The organism is Ruegeria sp. C2, from assembly GCF_056537765.1.
Genome location: NZ_JBQFRZ010000008.1, coordinates 96,700 through 114,323 on the forward strand (window position 1 = coordinate 96,700; position 17,624 = coordinate 114,323).

Annotated in this window: 20 protein-coding genes; 11 read left to right on the forward strand and 9 right to left on the reverse strand. The window is 58.4% G+C overall.

What is annotated here, in order from left to right:
• Window positions 1-39: 39 nt before the first annotated feature.
• Both ACR0IV_RS18665 and ACR0IV_RS18670 read right to left on the reverse strand, forming a co-directional pair.
• Window positions 40-282: a hypothetical protein gene (locus ACR0IV_RS18665; protein WP_480470673.1), complete on the reverse strand. Its 243-nt coding sequence runs from the start codon at window positions 280-282 to the stop codon at window positions 40-42.
• Window positions 283-608: 326 nt separating this feature from the next.
• Window positions 609-2,207, reverse strand: a complete 1,599-nt coding sequence (locus ACR0IV_RS18670; RefSeq protein ID WP_480660214.1) for a phosphoenolpyruvate carboxykinase — start codon at window positions 2,205-2,207, stop codon at window positions 609-611.
• Between the two features lie 348 nt (window positions 2,208-2,555).
• Here ACR0IV_RS18670 and ACR0IV_RS18675 point away from each other — a divergent pair, with 348 nt between their 5' ends.
• Genes ACR0IV_RS18675 through ACR0IV_RS18705 form a run of 7 tightly spaced genes read left to right on the forward strand, consistent with a single transcriptional unit; the run spans window position 2,556 to window position 7,954 of the window.
• The gene (locus ACR0IV_RS18675) at window positions 2,556-3,260 is read left to right on the forward strand and encodes a response regulator transcription factor (RefSeq protein ID WP_480470671.1); all 705 of its coding nucleotides are present in this window, start codon (window positions 2,556-2,558) and stop codon (window positions 3,258-3,260) included.
• A 32-nt stretch (window positions 3,261-3,292) separates the two neighbouring features.
• Entirely contained in the window at window positions 3,293-5,002 is a 1,710-nt protein-coding gene (locus tag ACR0IV_RS18680) for an ATP-binding protein (protein ID WP_480660213.1), read from the forward strand.
• A gap of 3 nt (window positions 5,003-5,005) precedes the next feature.
• Window positions 5,006-5,476, forward strand: a complete 471-nt coding sequence (locus tag ACR0IV_RS18685) for an HPr kinase/phosphorylase (RefSeq protein ID WP_480660212.1) — start codon at window positions 5,006-5,008, stop codon at window positions 5,474-5,476.
• Window positions 5,461-6,354, forward strand: coding sequence for an RNase adapter RapZ (gene rapZ / locus ACR0IV_RS18690; RefSeq protein WP_480692818.1), 894 nt, complete (start codon window positions 5,461-5,463; stop codon window positions 6,352-6,354). Before ACR0IV_RS18685 ends, rapZ begins: the two co-directional genes overlap by 16 nt.
• Entirely contained in the window at window positions 6,351-6,743 is a 393-nt protein-coding gene (locus ACR0IV_RS18695; protein ID WP_480470667.1) for a PTS sugar transporter subunit IIA, read from the forward strand. Before rapZ ends, ACR0IV_RS18695 begins: the two co-directional genes overlap by 4 nt.
• A 16-nt stretch (window positions 6,744-6,759) precedes the next feature.
• The gene (locus ACR0IV_RS18700) at window positions 6,760-7,029 is read left to right on the forward strand and encodes an HPr family phosphocarrier protein (protein WP_039541855.1); all 270 of its coding nucleotides are present in this window, start codon (window positions 6,760-6,762) and stop codon (window positions 7,027-7,029) included.
• Window positions 7,030-7,063: 34 nt separating this feature from the next.
• Window positions 7,064-7,954, forward strand: coding sequence for a lysophospholipid acyltransferase family protein (locus tag ACR0IV_RS18705; RefSeq protein ID WP_480660210.1), 891 nt, complete (start codon window positions 7,064-7,066; stop codon window positions 7,952-7,954).
• Between the two features lie 78 nt (window positions 7,955-8,032).
• On the opposite strand, the gene ACR0IV_RS18710 is transcribed toward ACR0IV_RS18705, so the two are convergent.
• Complete coding sequence (locus tag ACR0IV_RS18710; RefSeq protein ID WP_480470665.1) at window positions 8,033-8,908, reverse strand: 3-hydroxybutyryl-CoA dehydrogenase; 876 nt, start codon at window positions 8,906-8,908, stop codon at window positions 8,033-8,035.
• Between the two features lie 162 nt (window positions 8,909-9,070).
• Here ACR0IV_RS18710 and ACR0IV_RS18715 point away from each other — a divergent pair, with 162 nt between their 5' ends.
• Window positions 9,071-9,889: a DUF6473 family protein gene (locus ACR0IV_RS18715; RefSeq protein WP_480734419.1), complete on the forward strand. Its 819-nt coding sequence runs from the start codon at window positions 9,071-9,073 to the stop codon at window positions 9,887-9,889.
• 62 nt (window positions 9,890-9,951) lie between these two features.
• On the opposite strand, the gene ACR0IV_RS18720 is transcribed toward ACR0IV_RS18715, so the two are convergent.
• From ACR0IV_RS18720 to ACR0IV_RS18745, 6 genes are all read right to left on the reverse strand, one after another.
• Complete coding sequence (locus ACR0IV_RS18720) at window positions 9,952-10,881, reverse strand: electron transfer flavoprotein subunit alpha/FixB family protein (RefSeq protein WP_480470663.1); 930 nt, start codon at window positions 10,879-10,881, stop codon at window positions 9,952-9,954.
• A complete protein-coding gene (locus ACR0IV_RS18725) occupies window positions 10,881-11,639 on the reverse strand; it encodes an electron transfer flavoprotein subunit beta/FixA family protein (RefSeq protein ID WP_170673809.1) in 759 nt (252 codons plus the stop codon). The genes ACR0IV_RS18720 and ACR0IV_RS18725 overlap by 1 nt, the downstream gene beginning before the upstream one ends.
• 184 nt (window positions 11,640-11,823) lie before the next feature.
• Entirely contained in the window at window positions 11,824-12,396 is a 573-nt protein-coding gene (locus ACR0IV_RS18730; RefSeq protein WP_480660208.1) for a cob(I)yrinic acid a,c-diamide adenosyltransferase, read from the reverse strand.
• A gap of 3 nt (window positions 12,397-12,399) precedes the next feature.
• Complete coding sequence (locus ACR0IV_RS18735; RefSeq protein WP_480470661.1) at window positions 12,400-12,600, reverse strand: twin transmembrane helix small protein; 201 nt, start codon at window positions 12,598-12,600, stop codon at window positions 12,400-12,402.
• A 77-nt stretch (window positions 12,601-12,677) separates the two neighbouring features.
• Window positions 12,678-13,505: an SDR family NAD(P)-dependent oxidoreductase gene (locus tag ACR0IV_RS18740; protein ID WP_480660207.1), complete on the reverse strand. Its 828-nt coding sequence runs from the start codon at window positions 13,503-13,505 to the stop codon at window positions 12,678-12,680.
• 69 nt (window positions 13,506-13,574) lie between these two features.
• Window positions 13,575-14,180, reverse strand: coding sequence for an SH3 domain-containing protein (locus ACR0IV_RS18745; protein WP_480660206.1), 606 nt, complete (start codon window positions 14,178-14,180; stop codon window positions 13,575-13,577).
• Window positions 14,181-14,380: 200 nt separating this feature from the next.
• On the opposite strand from ACR0IV_RS18745, the gene parC reads away from it, so the two are divergent.
• From parC to ACR0IV_RS18760, 3 genes are all read left to right on the forward strand, one after another.
• Window positions 14,381-16,729: a DNA topoisomerase IV subunit A gene (gene parC / locus ACR0IV_RS18750; protein WP_480660205.1), complete on the forward strand. Its 2,349-nt coding sequence runs from the start codon at window positions 14,381-14,383 to the stop codon at window positions 16,727-16,729.
• 98 nt (window positions 16,730-16,827) lie between these two features.
• The gene (locus tag ACR0IV_RS18755; RefSeq protein WP_480660204.1) at window positions 16,828-17,421 is read left to right on the forward strand and encodes a hypothetical protein; all 594 of its coding nucleotides are present in this window, start codon (window positions 16,828-16,830) and stop codon (window positions 17,419-17,421) included.
• Between the two features lie 112 nt (window positions 17,422-17,533).
• Window positions 17,534-17,624, forward strand: a 91-nt coding sequence (locus ACR0IV_RS18760) for a GTP-binding protein (RefSeq protein WP_215675807.1), incomplete at its 3' end; no start/stop codon positions are given.

A 17,624-nucleotide genomic window follows, 5' to 3' on the forward strand; every position in this document is an offset into this window, starting at 1 on the left:
GCGCACGGGGTTCAGCCGTTGTCGACAGGTGGGCGAAAATCACCTGGGCGCATGAACCAGATACCGCCCGCGGTTGGCGCTGCCGCTTTGGGACAGATAACCTTTCTGCACCAGCGATTTCAGTGCGCGGAAGAAAGTCGGGCGCGAGACGCTCTGGACCAGGGTATGCTCGATCAGACCAAACGTGCGCACCTCTTTGTCGTCTTTTGACAGCTCTTCCGCAGCATAATAAATGTCACGCTCGACCGGAGACAGCTCTTCGAGCCCAAGGGTGCGTTCCATACTCTGCATCAATTTGCGTAATTCGGTGAGCTTTGAAATTTCGGTCATGGTCTACCTGTCATGTTCTGCATCGGACTGAGTATTGTGAAAGGGTCGAGCCCTTTGGTTTTTGTCAGTTCGACACCATCCCCAAGTGGATTTAATCGTTACTTTGGCGGGTCGCCCAAGCGCTGGTGTGAGTGAGGACGCTCGGATCAACCGGTTTTCTGATGATAGGCTGGGATAGCTCAAGTTGAGCTTACAGGCAATGCACTTGTCCGTGTGCATGTGGTTTCCGCAACGTAAGCATGCGGTGAATTGGGGGCCGGAACAGCCCCCAGTTTCAATCAGCCGATGGCCACGGCTTTGATGTCTTCGTCGATGAAAGGCAGATACTGTTCAAAGTTTTCTGCAAACATCTGCACCAGCTTGTCGGCCTGCTTGTCGAAGGCTGCCTGATCGTCCCAGGTGCGGCGCGGATCCAGCAGAACCTCGGGTACGCCAGGCACCGAGACGGGTACGTCGAAGCCGAAATTGGCATCCTTGCGATATTCCGCATCAGCCAGCGATCCCTCGAGCGCGGCGGTCAGCAGCGCGCGAGTGGCCTTGATCGGCATCCGGCTGCCTACGCCATAGGCACCGCCGGTCCAGCCGGTATTGACCAGCCAGCAGGTAGCGCCGTGCTGGGCGATCTTGTCGCGCAGCAGGTTGCCGTAAGCCTCGGGGCGGCGGGGCATGAAAGGTGCTCCGAAACAGGTCGAGAAGGTGGGCTGTGGCTCAGTGACACCACGCTCGGTTCCCGCAACCTTCGAGGTGAAGCCCGACAGGAAGTGGTACATCGCTTGCGCCGGTGTCAGTCGCGCGATCGGAGGCAGAACGCCGAACGCGTCACAGGTCAGCATGATGATGTTCTTCGGATGCCCACCCAGCGCGCTTTTGGACGCGTTCGAGATGTATTCCAACGGGTAGGCACAACGCATATTTGCGGTCAGCGAATCGTCGTCGAAATCCAGTTCCTTGGTTTCGGGATCGAAGACCATGTTCTCGATCACGGTGCCGAATTTGCTGGTTGTCGCATAGATTTCCGGCTCGGCCTCGGCATTCAGGTTGATGGTCTTGGCATAGCAGCCGCCCTCAAAATTGAAGGTGCCGCGATCCGACCAGCCATGTTCGTCATCACCGATCAACACGCGGGTCGGGTCGGCGGAAAGGGTGGTCTTACCTGTGCCCGACAGGCCGAAGAACACGGCAGTGTCGACCGGGTTGCCGACCGCGTGGTTGGCCGAACAGTGCATCGGCATCACGCCTTTTTCCGGCAGCATGTAGTTCAGCAGGGTGAACACGGATTTCTTGTTTTCACCCGCATACTCGGTGCCGCCGATCAGGATCAGTTTGCGGTCGAAGTTCAGCGCGATCACTGTTTCGCTGCGGCAGTTATGCTTGGCCGGGTCGGCCTGGAAGCTGGGGCAGTTGATGATGGTGAAATCTGCGGTGAAATCGTCCAAGTCCTCACGATCCGGACGACGCAGCAGGTGACGGATGAACAGGTTGTGCCAGGCCAGCTCAGTCACCATGCGCACATTGATCGAATAGCTTGGGTCGGCCCCGCCGACGAGGTCCTGCACGAAATAGTCGCGGCCTTTCATATGGGCCAGCATATCTTCGTAGAGCGCGTCAAAGCCATCGGGGCTCATGGCGGCGTTGTTTTCCCACCAGATGCTGTCGGCCACGCTGTCGGTCTTCACGACATGCTTGTCCTTGGGCGAACGGCCGGTGAATTTGCCGGTGGTCACCAGAAAGGCGCCGCCGTTGCCAAGGGTGCCTTCGCCGCGCTTCAGCGCTTCTTCGATCAGCGCCGGTTCCATGAAGTTGTAATAGACATTGCCCAGACCCTCGATGCCCTGATCCTCGAGGCGGAATTGCGGGTTAACCCGTCCAGATGTCATGTGTGTCTTCTCCTGTGGCGGCGCGGAGGCATTCGGGCCAATTGCGCCATTGGGGCAGATGCCGATCTAAGACCGGCGGTCAGGCGGGTCTTATCATGGTCGTTCAAGGCATGAACAGGTGGGTTTGACGCAGTTAGCGCAACCAAGTAAAAGTTTAGCGCAACCAAGTATTTCGTGATGAATATGCGGGCCGTTTTCCGGGAAACGATACGGCTTTTTTGTCGCAACTGTGTGGCAACTATCTCACGATTCGCAGATACAGTTTGATTCGCGGCCTTAAAAAAGACAAAAATACCCTACTAATAAGCGGAATATCGCGTATGTGAGCAGGAATGAGGGGCCAACCCGATGTCAAAGATTGCACTGGTGGATGATGACAGAAACATTCTGACGTCCGTATCCATGACTCTCGAAGCTGAGGGCTTCGAAGTCGAAACTTATAATGATGGTCAGGCTGCGCTGGACGCATTCAACAAGAAATTGCCGGATATGGCTGTGCTGGACATCAAGATGCCGCGCATGGATGGCATGGATCTGTTGCAGCGCTTGCGGCAGAAGACCCAGATGCCGGTCATTTTCCTGACTTCAAAGGATGATGAGATTGACGAGGTTCTGGGCCTGCGCATGGGCGCCGACGATTACGTCAAGAAACCGTTTTCGCAGCGCCTGTTGGTTGAACGGATCCGTGCTCTGCTGCGCCGTCAGGAAGCGATCGAAGGCGACGCCGGCAGTGTGGCCACAGGCGACACCAAAGTGATGGAGCGGGGCGATCTGCGGATGGACCCTCTTCGCCACGCGGTCAGCTGGAAAGGCAATGACGTCTCGTTGACCGTGACCGAGTTCCTGTTGCTGCAAGCCCTGGCGCAGCGTCCGGGTTTTGTCAAAAGCCGCGATCAGCTGATGGATGTGGCCTATGACGATCAGGTTTATGTAGATGACCGGACGATCGACAGCCATATCAAACGCCTGCGTAAAAAAATGCGGGCCGCGGACTCTGAATTCTCGGCCATCGAAACGCTCTATGGTATCGGATATCGGTACAACGAAGAATAGGCGCGGCCGTTTTTAAGGGGTAAAAGGGTCTCGTGCGCGATACTGAACACGCCAATCAAGTGCGCGACGCGGACGTCGTTCTAGGGGATGATTGGGTCATCCCCCTGGACCCCGAGTCTGCCGAGCTGCGGGCCAAACGCTCGCGCCGCAACCTGTTCAGCCTGCGCCATTCAGCACTTGCGCGCCGGATCATTACATTCAACCTAGTGGCTTTGGTCATTCTGGTGGCCGGGCTTCTCTATCTCGACGACTCGCGCAAGCAGCGTGTGCAGCAAACGGCGCGCAATCTGGTTGGCGATGCACAGCTTGTCAGCAACGTGTTTGAAACCCAGCTGCGCCAGCCCGCCCCCGCAGGCGCAGCCGCGCTGGATGTACGGGACACGCTGGCTGGCCTTAGCCTGCCGGAAGGTGGCGAGGTCTTTGTCTATGACGGCACCGGCACGCTGATCGGCTGGACGCGGGGCGCCTCAGCTTCTACCGAATTGCCCAGCCTGTTGCGCCAGAATGCAGACAACGCGACCGGAGGCACACTGATCAGCGATGCGTTGAATGCGGTCTGGAACGGCATCTCAGCGGTTTTCAGCGGTTCTGCTGACGTCGATCTGCCCACTTTGGCTCAGCGCGTACAAGAGATGATTCCGCAGGCGCTTGATGGCGGGATGCAGGTTCAGGCTGTTAAGGATGGCGTCGGCCAGACCGTGATCGTCGCGGTCGCCCCGATTCTGCTGGATGATGCGCCCGTGGGTGCGGTTGCCATGGCAGGCCCCGCAGGTGAAATCGACGCACTGGCCCGCAAGGAGCAAGAGCGCATCCTGCAGATGTTTGTCGTAGCCCTGCTGGTGTCCATTGGTCTCAGCCTTGTTCTGGCTTCGACGATCGCCAACCCGCTTGCCGATCTGGCGGCAGCAGCCGAGATGGGCAAGGATCGCGGCACCGGCGTCAATCCGGGGCGGATCCGCATACCCGATCTCAGCGCACGTCCGGATGAGATCGGCCGCCTCAGCCAGGCGCTGCGCGGTATGGTCACCGCGCTATATAATCGCATCGATGCGAACGAGCAGTTCGCCGCAGATGTGGCGCATGAGATCAAGAACCCTCTGGCCAGTTTGCAATCCGCTGTCGGCACCATGCGCATGGTCAAGCGCGATGATCAGCGCGAAAAACTGTTGGGCGTGATCGAGCATGACGTGCGGCGGCTGGATCGTCTGGTCAGTGACATCTCGAACGCATCACGGCTGGATGCGGAGCTGGTAAAGGAAGAGGAACAGCCCTTCGATCTGCTGAAACTGCTGAACAATATCGGCCAGTATCTTGGGGAAGAGGCGCGCACCAAAGGTATCGACTATATCACGGATCTGCCGTCCGATCCTATCGTGGTCAACGGGCTTGAAGCGCGTTTGGCTCAGGTCTTCGTCAACCTGATCACCAACGCTATTTCCTTCTGCGAGGACCAGGACGCGATCCGCGTTTGGGTGCGCCGCCGTGATAACCGCGTGCTTGTTGTGGTCGAAGACACCGGCCCGGGTATCCCGGATCAGGCCCTTACCAAGATTTTCAAACGTTTCTATTCGCAACGCCCGGAAGAGCATTTCGGCAACAACTCGGGCCTTGGTCTGGCTATCTCGAAGCAGATCGTTGAGGCCCATGGCGGTGTGATCTGGGCCGAGAACATTCGCCCGACCGAGGCGGATGCCACCTCCGAACCGCTGGGCGCGCGGTTTGTGGTCGGACTGCCCGTCTAGGTCATGGGCGGCGGGCTTTTAACCGACATCGCAGAGCAAGAAAGCGCATGCATCCATGCCTCTTGCGTGGCTGTCGGGGATGCGGGCTTGCTGATCGTGGGCGCGTCAGGTGCGGGGAAATCGGCACTAGCCTTGCAGATGATGGCCTTGGGCGCGCAGCTTGTGGCTGATGATCGCACCGAACTGACCATGCAAGGTGCACAGGTCATGGCCACCGCTGTCCCGCATCTAAGCGGTCTGATCGAGGCGCGTGGCGTGGGCCTTCTGCAGGCCGAAGCTGTCAGGTCTGTCCCGTTGTCATATGTGATCGATTTGGATCAGGCTGAGCCGGCGCGCCTGCCTGAACCAACCAACGTGAGAATACTAAAGCAAACTGTTCCCTTGCTTCGCGCCGCCACCGTACCCAATTTACCGGCAGCATTGCTGCAGCTTCTGAAAATGGGACGCGTGAGCCCCGAATGGCCGAACACATGACCGCTCAACGCCGTACCGTATTGGTAACAGGGCCTTCTGGCGCGGGTCGTTCGACCGCTATTCACGTCCTTGAAGACCTCGGATTCGAGGCGATCGACAATCTGCCGATGGGTCTTCTGTCGCGGCTTATGGACGGTTCAGACCCGGGCAGCCCGATGGCGCTGGGTATCGATGCGCGCAACCGCGATTTCTCGACAATCGGTTTCATCGAACTGGCTGCGAAACTGGGGCGAATGGAGCAGGTGGACCTGACCATTCTCTATCTGGATTGCAGTGACGAAGTGTTGTTGAGACGCTTCTCGGAGACCCGTCGTCGCCACCCGGTCGCCAGTGATGCAAGCCCGGAAACCGGCGTGCGCCAGGAAAAGGAACTGCTGGCTCCGATCCGAGAGATTGCTGATACCCTGATCGACACCACCGCCCTGAACGTCCACCAGCTGCGCGAAGAAGTTGAGCGTTGGTTCGCCCCCGAAGGCGGGCGTCATCTGGCGGTTTCAATCGAATCCTTTTCTTACAAGCGTGGCCTGCCGCGCGGTCTGGACATGGTGTTTGATTGCCGGTTTCTGGCCAATCCCTATTGGCAACCGGAATTGCGTTCCGCAGATGGTCGAAACCCGGATGTCGCGACCTATGTTCAGTCGGATATGAACTATAGCGCTTTCTTTGACCGGGTTGTCGATCTGCTGATCGAATTGCTCCCGGCGTTCCGGGCCGAGGGCAAGACGCATTTGTCGGTGGCCTTCGGTTGTACGGGCGGCCAGCATCGGTCGGTCGCGGTTGCGGAAGCTGTTGCAAAGGCCCTTGCAGAAGCGGGCCAGCAGGTGTCAATTAGGCACCGCGAAATGGAGCGTCGTTCTTTGAATGTGAGGCCGAGTTGATCGGGATCGTAATTGTTGCACATGGGGGGTTGGCGCAGGAATATCTGTCCGCCACGCAGCATGTGGTTGGTAAACAGCCCGGATTGATCGCCATTCCGATTGAGGCTGACCATGACCGCGAAGAAAAACAGGCTGAAATCTGTCGTGCCGCCGATACGGTCGATCAGGGCGATGGCGTGGTCGTCGTAACCGATCTGTTTGGTGGCAGCCCGTCGAATCTCAGCCTGCGGGCCTGTGCGCCGCAGGATCGGCGAATCCTGTACGGCGCCAACCTGCCCATGCTGATCAAACTGGCCAAAAGCCGCCACCTACCGCTGGCCGAGGCGGTGCGTTTGGCGTTGGAAGCTGGACGAAAATACATCAATGCGCAAAATGTGACGCTGGATTGATACCGGATACATTCATATGACGAACAAGAGTTTGAAAATCATAAATGAAAAGGGCCTGCATGCCCGCGCCTCTGCCAAGCTGGTCGAGGTGGTCGAAGGCTTCGACGCACGCGCCGAGGTGTCTCGCGACGGGCTTTCTGCCTCGGGCGACAGTATCATGGGCCTTTTGATGTTGGCAGCGTCGCGCGGAACCACTATTGACGTCGAGACGTCCGGCCCGGATGCTGAGGCGTTGGCAGAAGCTTTGGAAACTCTGGTGAACGACAAGTTCGGCGAGGGATTCTGACGGCCAAGACACCAAGGACGGAAAGACAAGGCAATTGGCGGAAACCACGCACGATACCAAGACAGGTCCTGTAGTAGATCACGACACTGATCAGGGTGAGATTTACGACCGCAGAACCCTGACCTACGCCAACTCGTTTGACGATGCCTGGACGTCCACGGCCATTCGCGCCATTGAATGGTGCACGGGAAAACTGACCATCCTGCGCATGGTCAACAAGTTCGAAAAGCAAAATGAGCATTATCGCGGCCAGAAATTCTGGGGCGGCGCGCTCAAGACCATGGGTATCGATCTGACGACTCCGGCCGAGCAGATCGCCCGCATCCCCAAAGAGGGGCCTGTTGTGGTTGTCGCCAACCACCCGCACGGCATGGTCGATGGTATGATCTTCGCCGAACTCATCGGTCGGGTCCGTAGTGACTATCGCATCCTGACCCGCTCGGTCCTGACCGGTCTGGATGAGGCCGCGACCTCGTTCATGATCCCGGTGCCGTTCCCGCACGATCCCGAGGCTCAGGCCAAAATGCTCGAGATGCGCAGCAAGGCGATGAAACATCTGGCCGACGGCGGCGTTGTGGCGTTGTTCCCGTCGGGCGTGGTGATGTCGTCCGATGATTGGTTTGGCCCGGCAATCGAGCGGGAATGGAACGTCTTCACGGCAAAAATGATCCGTCGCTCGGGCGCCAAGGTGGTCCCGATCTTCTTCCCCGGCAGTAACTCGCGCTGGTATCAAGTCGCCAATCAGATTTCGCCGATCCTGCGCCAGGGTCTGCTGCTGCATGAAATCGTCCGTTCCTGCAATAAGCCGCAATCCCCGGTCATCGGCGAGCCGATCCCGGACGAAGACATGGCGCTGCTGGAACGTGACCCGCGTGGCTTCATGGCTTGGCTCCGCGATCACACACTCGCCCTCGGCAAGCGCTGATCCGCTCTTCATCTGGTCAAAAGTATCCCGGGAGTGAATTGAGCCACAGGCTCAAGAGAGGGCTGGCCCTCTCAATCCCTATCGTGTCGGCACCGGAACCTCACCGCGATAATCATAGAACCCGCGCTCGGTTTTGCGCCCCAACCATCCGGCCTCGACATATTTCGTCAGCAACGGGCAAGGGCGGTACTTGGTGTCCGCCAACCCGTCATGCAGCACGTTCATGATCGCTAGACAGGTGTCCAGCCCAATGAAATCTGCCAGTTCCAGCGGCCCCATCGGATGGTTGGCCCCCAACTTCATGGACTGATCAATGGACTGCACATTCCCGACGCCTTCATAGAGCGTATAGACCGCCTCATTAATCATCGGCATCAGGATACGGTTGACGATAAAGGCAGGGAAATCCTCTGCACTGGCCGAGGTTTTGCCCAGCCGGTCTACGACTGCCTTACAGGCCTTGAACGTCTCTTCATCCGTGGCAATGCCCCGGATCAGTTCGACCAACTGCATGACTGGGACAGGATTCATGAAATGGAACCCCATGAATCGCTCCGGCCGGTCTGTGCGGCTGGCCAGACGCGTGATCGAGATGGACGAGGTGTTTGAAGTCAGTATCGTATGCGGCTGCAGATGCGGCAGCAGATCTTCGAAAATGGCTTGTTTGACCGTTTCCCGTTCGGTCGCGGCCTCGATCACCAGATCGGTCTGTCCGATATCGGGCAGGTTCAGTGTTGTCGTAATCCGGCCCATTGCAGCCTGAAGCGCCTCATCGGAGATCTTCCCGCGCGAAGCCTGCCGTGCCAGATTGGCCTCGATCGTCGCCAGTGCGCTGTCCAGAGCGTCCTGGCTGATGTCATTGAGCAGAACATCATACTCCGCCAGGGCCATGACATGAGCTATACCGTTGCCCATTTGACCGGCGCCGATCACTCCGACTGATTTTACATCCATGTTCTGGTGCCTTTGCTCGCAGGTTATGGCGACATTATCGGCAGTTCCGGGTGGGCGGCAAGGGGATCGGACAGGTCAAATTCGCTTCAAATGCGCGCATTAGGGTTTTCTCAACACCTGCGGCGGCAAGATGGCAACCGGGTGAAAATTTGGGTGAGTGAGATGAGCTATCAACCGATCGGCGTGAGGGATCCCGCTGAACTTACGTGCAGTTATACGGCGTCGAAACTGCGGTTCCGAGGCCCCAAACGGGCTTTGGACCGGCCTTATGTCGCTTGTATCGGGGGAAAAGAGACTTTCGGTCGATTCGTGGATCGCCCCTATCCGACGATTCTGCAGCAGCGCCTTGGTCGCCGCTGCATCAATTTCGGCAGCCTTTATTGCGGGGCCGAAACCTTATTGCGGGACAGGAGCCTGATAAGCCTCGCCAACGCGTCAGAGCTGTGTGTGTTGCAAGCGCCCGATTTGACGGGCCACACCAATCGCTTCTATCGCGTGCATCCACGCCGCAATGACCGTTTTGTTGCCCCGACGCCAGAGCTGGTGCGGCTTTATCCCGAAGAAGATTTTACGGATATCCACTTTGTGGGTCATTTGCTCGCGCGACTTCAAGCGCATCCTGATTCGCGCTTCGACATCGTCGCGGATGGATTGCGTCAGAGCTGGCTCAGTCATCTGCAAACGGTCTTGAAGGGGTTCGCTTCACCTGTGGTGCTGTTGGCGCTTGAGGTAGATGAAGGCGACAGTGGTCACAACTGTCATGAACGCCTCAAAATCGAGGCAATGATGCTTGGCGCATTGAGTTCATTCTGCGCGGAAGTGGTGCAAATACATGCTCAGGTTTCGGGGGTTTCCGATGATCTTGAGGATGCGTTGTTCGGCACGATACAGCAGCCTATGGCCGAGCACATGATCGGCCCGGCAACACACCGGCGAATTGCTGAGGTGCTGTCTTCCTCCATTCAGGATGCTGATCTGTAACAAAAAAGGCCCGCCATTGGCGGGCCTTGCAAGATTTTTCGACGAAAAATCTTCGCCTAAACTCAGCCGAGTTTCTCGGTCAGTTCCGGCACTGCCTGGAACAGGTCGGCAACCAGACCAAAATCGGCAACCTGGAAGATCGGCGCTTCTTCGTCTTTGTTGATCGCGACGATGATTTTTGAGTCTTTCATACCCGCAAGGTGCTGGATCGCGCCCGAGATGCCGACAGCGACATACAGGTCCGGTGCAACAACCTTACCGGTCTGGCCGACCTGCCAGTCGTTCGGGGCATAACCCGAGTCGACTGCGGCACGCGATGCGCCCACGGCGGCACCCAGCTTGTCGGCCAGGGTTTCGATCAGTTTGAAATCCTCTTCCGATCCGACACCACGACCACCCGAGACAACAACGCCAGCCGAAGTCAGTTCCGGACGGTCGCTTTCGGCAACCTTGTCCTCAACCCACTCGGACAGCCCGGGGTTCTCACCGACCGAGATGGTCTCGACAGCAGCCGAACCACCTTCGCCCGCGGCATCGAAGCTGGCAGTACGGATGGTGACGACTTTCTTGGCGTCGTTCGATTTCACCGTCTGGATCGCGTTGCCCGCATAGATCGGGCGCTCGAAGGTCGAACCGTCAACCACGCCGGACGCATCCGAGATCACCATCACGTCCAGCAGCGCGGCTACGCGCGGCATCACGTTCTTGGCGTCGGTGGTCGCGGGGGCAACGATGTGCTCGTACCCATCGGCCAGACCTACGATCAGGGCTGCAGTCGATTCCGCCAGGCGATGACCCAGCGAGGCATCTTCGGCAACCAGCACTTTGGACACACCGTCAATCTTCGCAGCAGCTTCACCTGCAGCAGCGGCAGAGCCGCCCGCGGCCAGAACGGTGATGTCACCCAGCGATTTGGTGGCGGCAACGGTTTTGGCGGTGGCGTCGAAGCTCAGTTCGCCATTGTTGACTTCGGCAAGCAGAAGTACAGCCATTACACAGCCCCCGCTTCTTTGAGTTTCTCGACCAGCTCGTCAACCGAGCCGACCACGATGCCCGCAGCGCGCGCCGGGGGTTCATCGGTCTTGACGATTTCCAGGCGTGGAGTGACGTCGACGCCGTAATCGGCGGCGGTTTTCTCGTCCAGCGGCTTTTTCTTTGCCTTCATGATGTTCGGCAGCGACGCATAGCGCGGCTCGTTCAGGCGCAGGTCAACGGTCACGATGGTTGGCATCTTGACGCTGATTGTCTGCAGGCCGCCATCCACCTCGCGGGTGATCTTTGCGGTGTCGCCTTCGATGTCCAGCTCGGATGCGAAGGTGCCCTGCGACCAGCCCAGCAGGGCCGACAGCATCTGGCCGGTGGCGTTCATGTCGTTGTCGATCGCCTGCTTGCCTGCCAGAACGATGCCCGGCTGCTCTTCCTCGACCACTTTGGCCAGGATCTTGGCGACGGCCAGCGGTTCGATATCGGTGTGAACATCATCGGCTGCAACAACCAGAATCGCGCGGTCAGCACCCATGGCGAGCGCGGTACGCAGGGTTTCCTGCGCCTGCTTTACACCGATCGAAACAGCAACGACCTCGTCGGCCTTGCCCGCTTCTTTCAGGCGGATCGCCTCTTCTACTGCAATCTCGTCGAACGGGTTCATCGACATTTTGACATTGGCGAGATCAACACCGCTGCCGTCCGCTTTGACGCGAACTTTCACGTTGTAGTCGATCACGCGCTTGACAGGCACAAGTACCTTCATTTTTGCGTATGCTCCTTACAAAAACGGCAAGCCGCGCAGCGACTCCACCAATGCTCTCGCGGCCTAGATAGCGGGTCGCGATGTCCGGCAACAGAGCAAAATCGTCACGTCATGGGTTCGAGACGTCGCGTTTTGTCATTTTTTCGACAAGAAACGAAATTTAATTTCCCCGCGACGGGTGCGCTCAGCGGTTCGCGCCCGGAATCCAGAGCACATCGTCACGTCCGCCATCGTTGGCGCAGCGCGCGGCGACAAAGAACCAGTCGCTGAGGCGGTTGAGGTATTTGACCGCAACCTCGTTTACCGGTTCCATATTGGTCAGTTCAACGGCCAGCCGCTCGGTCCGGCGCGAGACAGTGCGGCATACGTGCAAATGCGCGGCCAGACGCGATCCGCCGGGCAGGATGAAACTGCGCAAGGGCTCAAGCGTTTCGTTCATCACATCGATCTCGGCCTCAAGCCGATCGATTTGGGCGGCGATGATGCGAAGGGGCGGGTAGTCGGCCTCGGCATCTTTGTCCATGTCGGGGCGGCAGAAATCGGCGCCCAGATCGAACAGGTCATTCTGAATGCGGGACAGGGCGGCCTCGACTTCACCCTCGGCTTCGGTGCGTGCCACGCCGACGAAGGAATTCAGCTCATCCACGGTGCCATAAGCCGCAACGCGCCCGGAATACTTGGCAACCCGTTCCCCGTTGCCGAGTGCGGTTTTGCCGTCATCACCGGTGCGGGTATATATCTTGTTGAGTACGACCATCTCTTAGCCTCCTTGTCCGCGCAGGTAGACGTAGAGCACGATCAACACCACGGCAATGAACTGAAACAGGATACGCAGCCGCATCATCTTGTTGCTTTTCATTGCAGCATCTTTGCCGGGTTTTCCAAAATTGGCGATGCCCATAACCAGCACGGCGACCACCGCCGCCATGGCTAGAAGCAGTACGACCATCAACAGGTCCATAAGATCACCGTCCGTGTTTTGTTTCGTTGCGCCCGATCTAGCCTCATCGCCCGCAAAAGCGAACGGGTAATTTCGCCTCAGATGTCCGACAGGATGCGGTCGATGGTGCGCGTTGGCAGGATACGGCGCAGATAGCCAGCGATATAGGTAGGTGTGGTGACATAGTACCGGGTGCGCGGGCGTTTGGCTTCAACCGCATGGGCCAGCTTGGTGGTCACGGCCGAGGCGGGCAGTTCGAACTTGTCGGGTCCCGAGGATTCGTAAAGCCGTTTGAGCAGCGATTCCTCGTATCGTTTGCGCAAAGCCGAGTTTTCCCAATCGATAAAGCGTTCGAAGACTGGAATGGCGTTTTGGCGGATTTTCGAGGTGATGGGGCCGGGTTCGATCAGGATGACTTTGATGTCAGTATCGCGCAACTCCAGCCGAAGCGTATCCGAAAGCCCTTCGATCGCGTATTTGGTGGCTACATAAGCCCCGCGCCATGGAAACGCGACGAGTCCCAGAACGGATGAATTCTGAACGATTCTGCCATGACCTTGCGCGCGCATGACCGGAATCACCTGGCGGGTCAGTTCATGCCATCCGAAGACATTGGTTTCGAAAATCTGCCTCAGACCGTCGGTCGGTACATCTTCAACCGCGCCGGGCAAACCATGTGCACCGTTGTTGAACAGCGCATCCAGGGCGCCGCCAGTCTCCTCGAGCACCTGACGCAGGCCCGAGGTAATGGTTTCGGCATTCGTATAATCGATCAAGGGGCTGTCGAAACCCTGCGCGCGCAGCCTGTCACAGTCGCGCTGCTGTCGGCATGAGGCAAAGACACGCCAGCCCCGTGCACGCATGCCATGCGCCGCGTCCAGCCCTATTCCGGATGAGCAGCCCGTGATCAGAATCGATTTCTGCATATCGTCCCCGCCTGTGTACCTCGCCCATAGCTACGGCGTGGTTCTGGTCAGGACAATGACACAGTTGCGTCAGTTTGTTGGCTTTCGAACCAGCGATGAGGCGATCCACCCGACCCGTTGTTCGGGCAGCAGGCGTAGGCGTAACCAGCCGGTGCCCGATTCGCCCAGAACCTCGACCCGTTGACCGATTACCCCTTTGGCGATGATCGGATAGATCGTGCCGGGGCCGTCGCGCATGTTCACACGGGTACCCGCGATCTCGCGGATGTCTTTTTCGGGTTCAATGATTTGCGATTCAGGGGTGACGTCGTCCTGCACCTCGGTCGAGGTTTGCTGCAGCCCGGCGAGCCCATCTTCCAGCGAGGCCAGAGTGAAGCTTGCGCCTTGATCGTCAAACGCGGTGGGTTGTTCCAGCGGATCGGCCGCGACTTGCGTTAGAACGACGATAGGATCGCCTTCGGTTTGGGGTTCGGGCTGAACCCGCGCCTGAACCGCGCGGGCGGCGACGTTGGTGACCAGCTCCTCGGCTTGGGCCGTTTGCGATGGTGTGGGTGTTGACGCGATACGAACGGGCTGTTCGGCGCGGGTACCGCGCGGCTCGAATTCCGGTCCACCACTCATCACGTAGAAGCTCCAACCGAGAGCGGCGAAAGTGATAATAATAACGCGCGTCATGGCGCACCCCCTGGCAATCGTAACAACAATAAAAGGCAGCAGTCTTAATGTTTGAGAGGTTACCATAAATCGGGCATCGAGTCGAAAAATGGGGGAAATCCGATACTTGCCTCCCCCTGTTGCAAAAAGCCCGACTTGTCCCCAGTAAAATATCTGCCGATTGCTTTACCCGCGCGCGCTTGCGTCGTATCACATCATGTATGAACGACACGATCGACGACCCCAATATGGAGGCCCCCGAAGGTGGGGGCGAGATAGCCGAACCGTTGCGCCGCGCGATTGGCGAACGCTATCTGACCTATGCATTGTCCACCATCATGCACCGGGCTCTGCCCGATGCACGGGACGGGTTGAAGCCGGTTCACCGGCGAATCCTCTACGCGATGCGCGAGCTGCGACTCAGTGCAACCGGTGGCTTTAGGAAGTCGGCGAAAATTTCCGGCGACGTGATGGGCAACTACCACCCTCATGGCGACGCTGCGATCTATGACGCGATGGCGCGTCTGGCGCAGGACTTCAACGTCCGCTACCCGCTGGTCGACGGGCAGGGGAACTTCGGCAATATCGACGGCGATAACCCGGCGGCCTCGCGTTACACCGAGGCGCGGATGACCATCGTGGCCGAGGCGCTGCTTGAGGGTCTGAACGAAGACGCCGTCGATTTCCGCGACAATTATGACGGCACGTTGACCGAACCGGTCGTGCTGCCCGCGCAGTTCCCGAATCTGCTGGCCAACGGGGCGAGCGGTATCGCGGTGGGCATGGCGACGAATATTCCGCCGCATAACATCTCGGAGCTGTGCGACGCCTGCCTACATCTGATCAAAACGCCGGATGCGCGTGACGACACGCTGTTGAATTACGTACCCGGCCCGGACTTTCCGACCGGCGGCGTGATCGTTGAGCCGCCCGAGAACATCGCGCAGGCCTATCGCACCGGGCGCGGTTCTTTCCGCTTACGCTGCAAGTTCGAGGTCGAGGATCTGGGCCGCGGCCAATGGCAGATCGTCGTTACCGAGATCCCGTATCAGGTTCAGAAATCCAAGCTGATCGAGAAGATCGCGGAACTGATCCAAACCAAGAAAATCCCGATCCTCGCCGATGTGCGCGACGAATCCGCAGATGACATTCGTCTGATCCTTGAGCCGCGTTCCAAAAACGTCGACCCCGAGGTGCTGATGGGCATGCTCTATCGCAACTCGGACTTAGAGGTGCGGTTCAGCCTGAACATGAATGTGCTGATCGACGGGGTGACGCCCAAGGTCTGCTCGATGAAGGAAGTGCTGCGCGCCTTCCTTGATCACCGGCAAGAGGTGCTGATCCGCCGCTCACGCCATCGTTTGGGCAAGATCGACCATCGTTTGGAGGTCTTGGAGGGCTTTATCGTCGCCTTCCTCAACCTCGACCGCGTGATCGACATCATCCGCTATGACGACGACCCCAAAGCCGCGCTGATGCGCGAGGATTGGAGTATCGACCATGTCCGCGCGACCGACGAATCCGACTATGTCACGCCCAAACCGGGCGAGGGCGAACTGTCCGAAGTTCAGGTCGACGCCATTCTCAACATGCGTCTGCGCAGTCTGCGCCGTCTGGAAGAGATGGAACTGGTGCGCGAGCGCGACGAGCTGATGTTGGAACGCGCCAACCTCGAAGACTTGCTGGCCGATCCCTCGCTGCAATGGGCCAAGATCGCCGAGCAGTTGAAAGAGACCAAGAAGACCTTCGGCAAAGACTACGAAGGCGGCGCGCGGCGCACGCAATTTGCTGAAGCCGGACAGGTCGAAGAAGTGCCGCTTGAGGCGATGATCGACAAGGAACCAATCACGGTCGTCTGCTCGCAGATGGGCTGGATTCGCGCCATGACTGGCCATATCGACCTGAAACGTGAGTTGAAGTTCAAGGACGGCGACGGTCCGCGGTTTATCTTCCATGCGGAAACCACGGACCGGTTGCTGGTCTTTGCGTCGAACGGACGCTTCTACACGGTCAGCGCCGCCAACCTGCCCGGTGGGCGGGGCATGGGTGAACCGCTGCGCTTGATGGTTGATCTGCCGAACGAGGCACAGATTATCGACATCCTGATCCACAAGCCGGGGCGCAAGCTGCTGGTGGCCTCGGATGCGGGCAACGGCTTCATGGTGCCCGAGGATGACGTGCTGGCACAAACCCGAAACGGCAAGCAGGTGCTGAACGTCAAAGGCGACGAAACTGCGATGATCTGTAAGCCGGTCGAGGGCGACCATGTGGCCGTGGTGTCCCAGAACGGCAAATTCCTGGTCTTCCCGACCGAGGAACTGCCCGAGATGACCCGAGGCAAAGGCGTCCGCTTGCAGAAATACAATATGGCGCGGGGGCGGCAGGGCACGCTGGAACTGGATGGCGGCCTGTCCGACATCACCACATTCAACTGGGAAGAAGGCCTGAAATGGTCGATGGGTGGCGACAAGACCCGGCACGAGGCCGATATGTCTCAATGGCTAGCTAAGCGTGCAGGCGTCGGTAAAAAACCGCCCTACGGCTTCCCGCGGAATTATAAGTTCTCGTGATCTGCGCGCCCGTTTGGTGAAATTATGCCGATACGGCTTGGCACAACCCGTGTCGGTGCGCTACATCCAAAGAAAACAGGCCTATCGAGACGAGAAACATGCTGCGCATTCTGACACTGATCACCGGGCTGGCCCTGATGGGCGCGTGCACCCAGACACAGGTTTATGAAGAGCCCGAGTCGTTGGGCGAATTCAAACTTCGTGTGAATTATGCGTTTGCCGAGAAAGCCAAGCAGGGGCCGATTTCGAGGGATGCGACGCCGAAGGAATGGGAAGATGCCATCCAAAATGCGGTTGATATCCGGCTTGGCCGCTATGAGGGAACCCAGGAATACGACATAGGTATCAGCCTTGAAGGTTACATGCTGGCACCTCCGGGCGTGCCCGTCATCTACAATCCCAAAAGCACAGCGATCGTTCTGGTCAACGTCTATGACGTCGAGAAGAAAGAGTTCCTTGCCAAAGGTAAGCAGTTCCAGGTGCTTGAAGATACCACTGGTGAAAGTGCCTTGGCCGGGTCGGGAAATGCACGAACCCGAGAAGAGCAGATGAACGGCCTGGCCCTGAAAGTTGCCGACCGGGTTGAGGAATGGCTGGCCGAAGAACACAAGGACGATGGTTGGTTCGACAAGCGGCCCGGCTTGATCCAGCCACTCGAATCCGAGCAGGTCACGCAAAATCCGGCGTCCTAATCCGCTTTTCCCTCAGGATGTGCTTGATTTTCGTCCCTGAACCAAATATCTCGCGCGCGCAGATGTAACCACGGGACCGAGGGTCCCCAAAACGCAAAAGGGCGCCTGAGGAATGGCAAAGGAAAAGTTTGAGCGTACAAAACCGCACGTCAACATCGGCACGATTGGCCACGTTGACCACGGCAAGACGACGCTGACCGCAG

Bases quoted from the DNA above. Each gene is read 5' to 3' on its own strand.
- ACR0IV_RS18665 (WP_480470673.1), bottom strand. From the start codon at position 282: ATGGAACGCACCCTTGGGCTCGAAGAGCTGTCTCCGGTCGAGCGTGAC.
- ACR0IV_RS18670 (WP_480660214.1), bottom strand. From the start codon at position 2,207: ATGACATCTGGACGGGTTAACCCGCAATTCCGCCTCGAGGATCAGGGC.
- ACR0IV_RS18675 (WP_480470671.1), top strand. From the start codon at position 2,556: ATGTCAAAGATTGCACTGGTGGATGATGACAGAAACATTCTGACGTCC.
- ACR0IV_RS18685 (WP_480660212.1), top strand. From the start codon at position 5,006: ATGGGCGGCGGGCTTTTAACCGACATCGCAGAGCAAGAAAGCGCATGC.
- rapZ (WP_480692818.1), top strand. From the start codon at position 5,461: ATGGCCGAACACATGACCGCTCAACGCCGTACCGTATTGGTAACAGGG.
- ACR0IV_RS18700 (WP_039541855.1), top strand. From the start codon at position 6,760: ATGACGAACAAGAGTTTGAAAATCATAAATGAAAAGGGCCTGCATGCC.
- ACR0IV_RS18710 (WP_480470665.1), bottom strand. From the start codon at position 8,908: ATGGATGTAAAATCAGTCGGAGTGATCGGCGCCGGTCAAATGGGCAAC.
- ACR0IV_RS18715 (WP_480734419.1), top strand. From the start codon at position 9,071: ATGAGCTATCAACCGATCGGCGTGAGGGATCCCGCTGAACTTACGTGC.
- ACR0IV_RS18720 (WP_480470663.1), bottom strand. From the start codon at position 10,881: ATGGCTGTACTTCTGCTTGCCGAAGTCAACAATGGCGAACTGAGCTTC.
- ACR0IV_RS18725 (WP_170673809.1), bottom strand. From the start codon at position 11,639: ATGAAGGTACTTGTGCCTGTCAAGCGCGTGATCGACTACAACGTGAAA.
- ACR0IV_RS18730 (WP_480660208.1), bottom strand. From the start codon at position 12,396: ATGGTCGTACTCAACAAGATATATACCCGCACCGGTGATGACGGCAAA.
- ACR0IV_RS18735 (WP_480470661.1), bottom strand. From the start codon at position 12,600: ATGGACCTGTTGATGGTCGTACTGCTTCTAGCCATGGCGGCGGTGGTC.
- ACR0IV_RS18740 (WP_480660207.1), bottom strand. From the start codon at position 13,505: ATGCAGAAATCGATTCTGATCACGGGCTGCTCATCCGGAATAGGGCTG.
- ACR0IV_RS18745 (WP_480660206.1), bottom strand. From the start codon at position 14,180: ATGACGCGCGTTATTATTATCACTTTCGCCGCTCTCGGTTGGAGCTTC.
- parC (WP_480660205.1), top strand. From the start codon at position 14,381: ATGAACGACACGATCGACGACCCCAATATGGAGGCCCCCGAAGGTGGG.
- ACR0IV_RS18755 (WP_480660204.1), top strand. From the start codon at position 16,828: ATGCTGCGCATTCTGACACTGATCACCGGGCTGGCCCTGATGGGCGCG.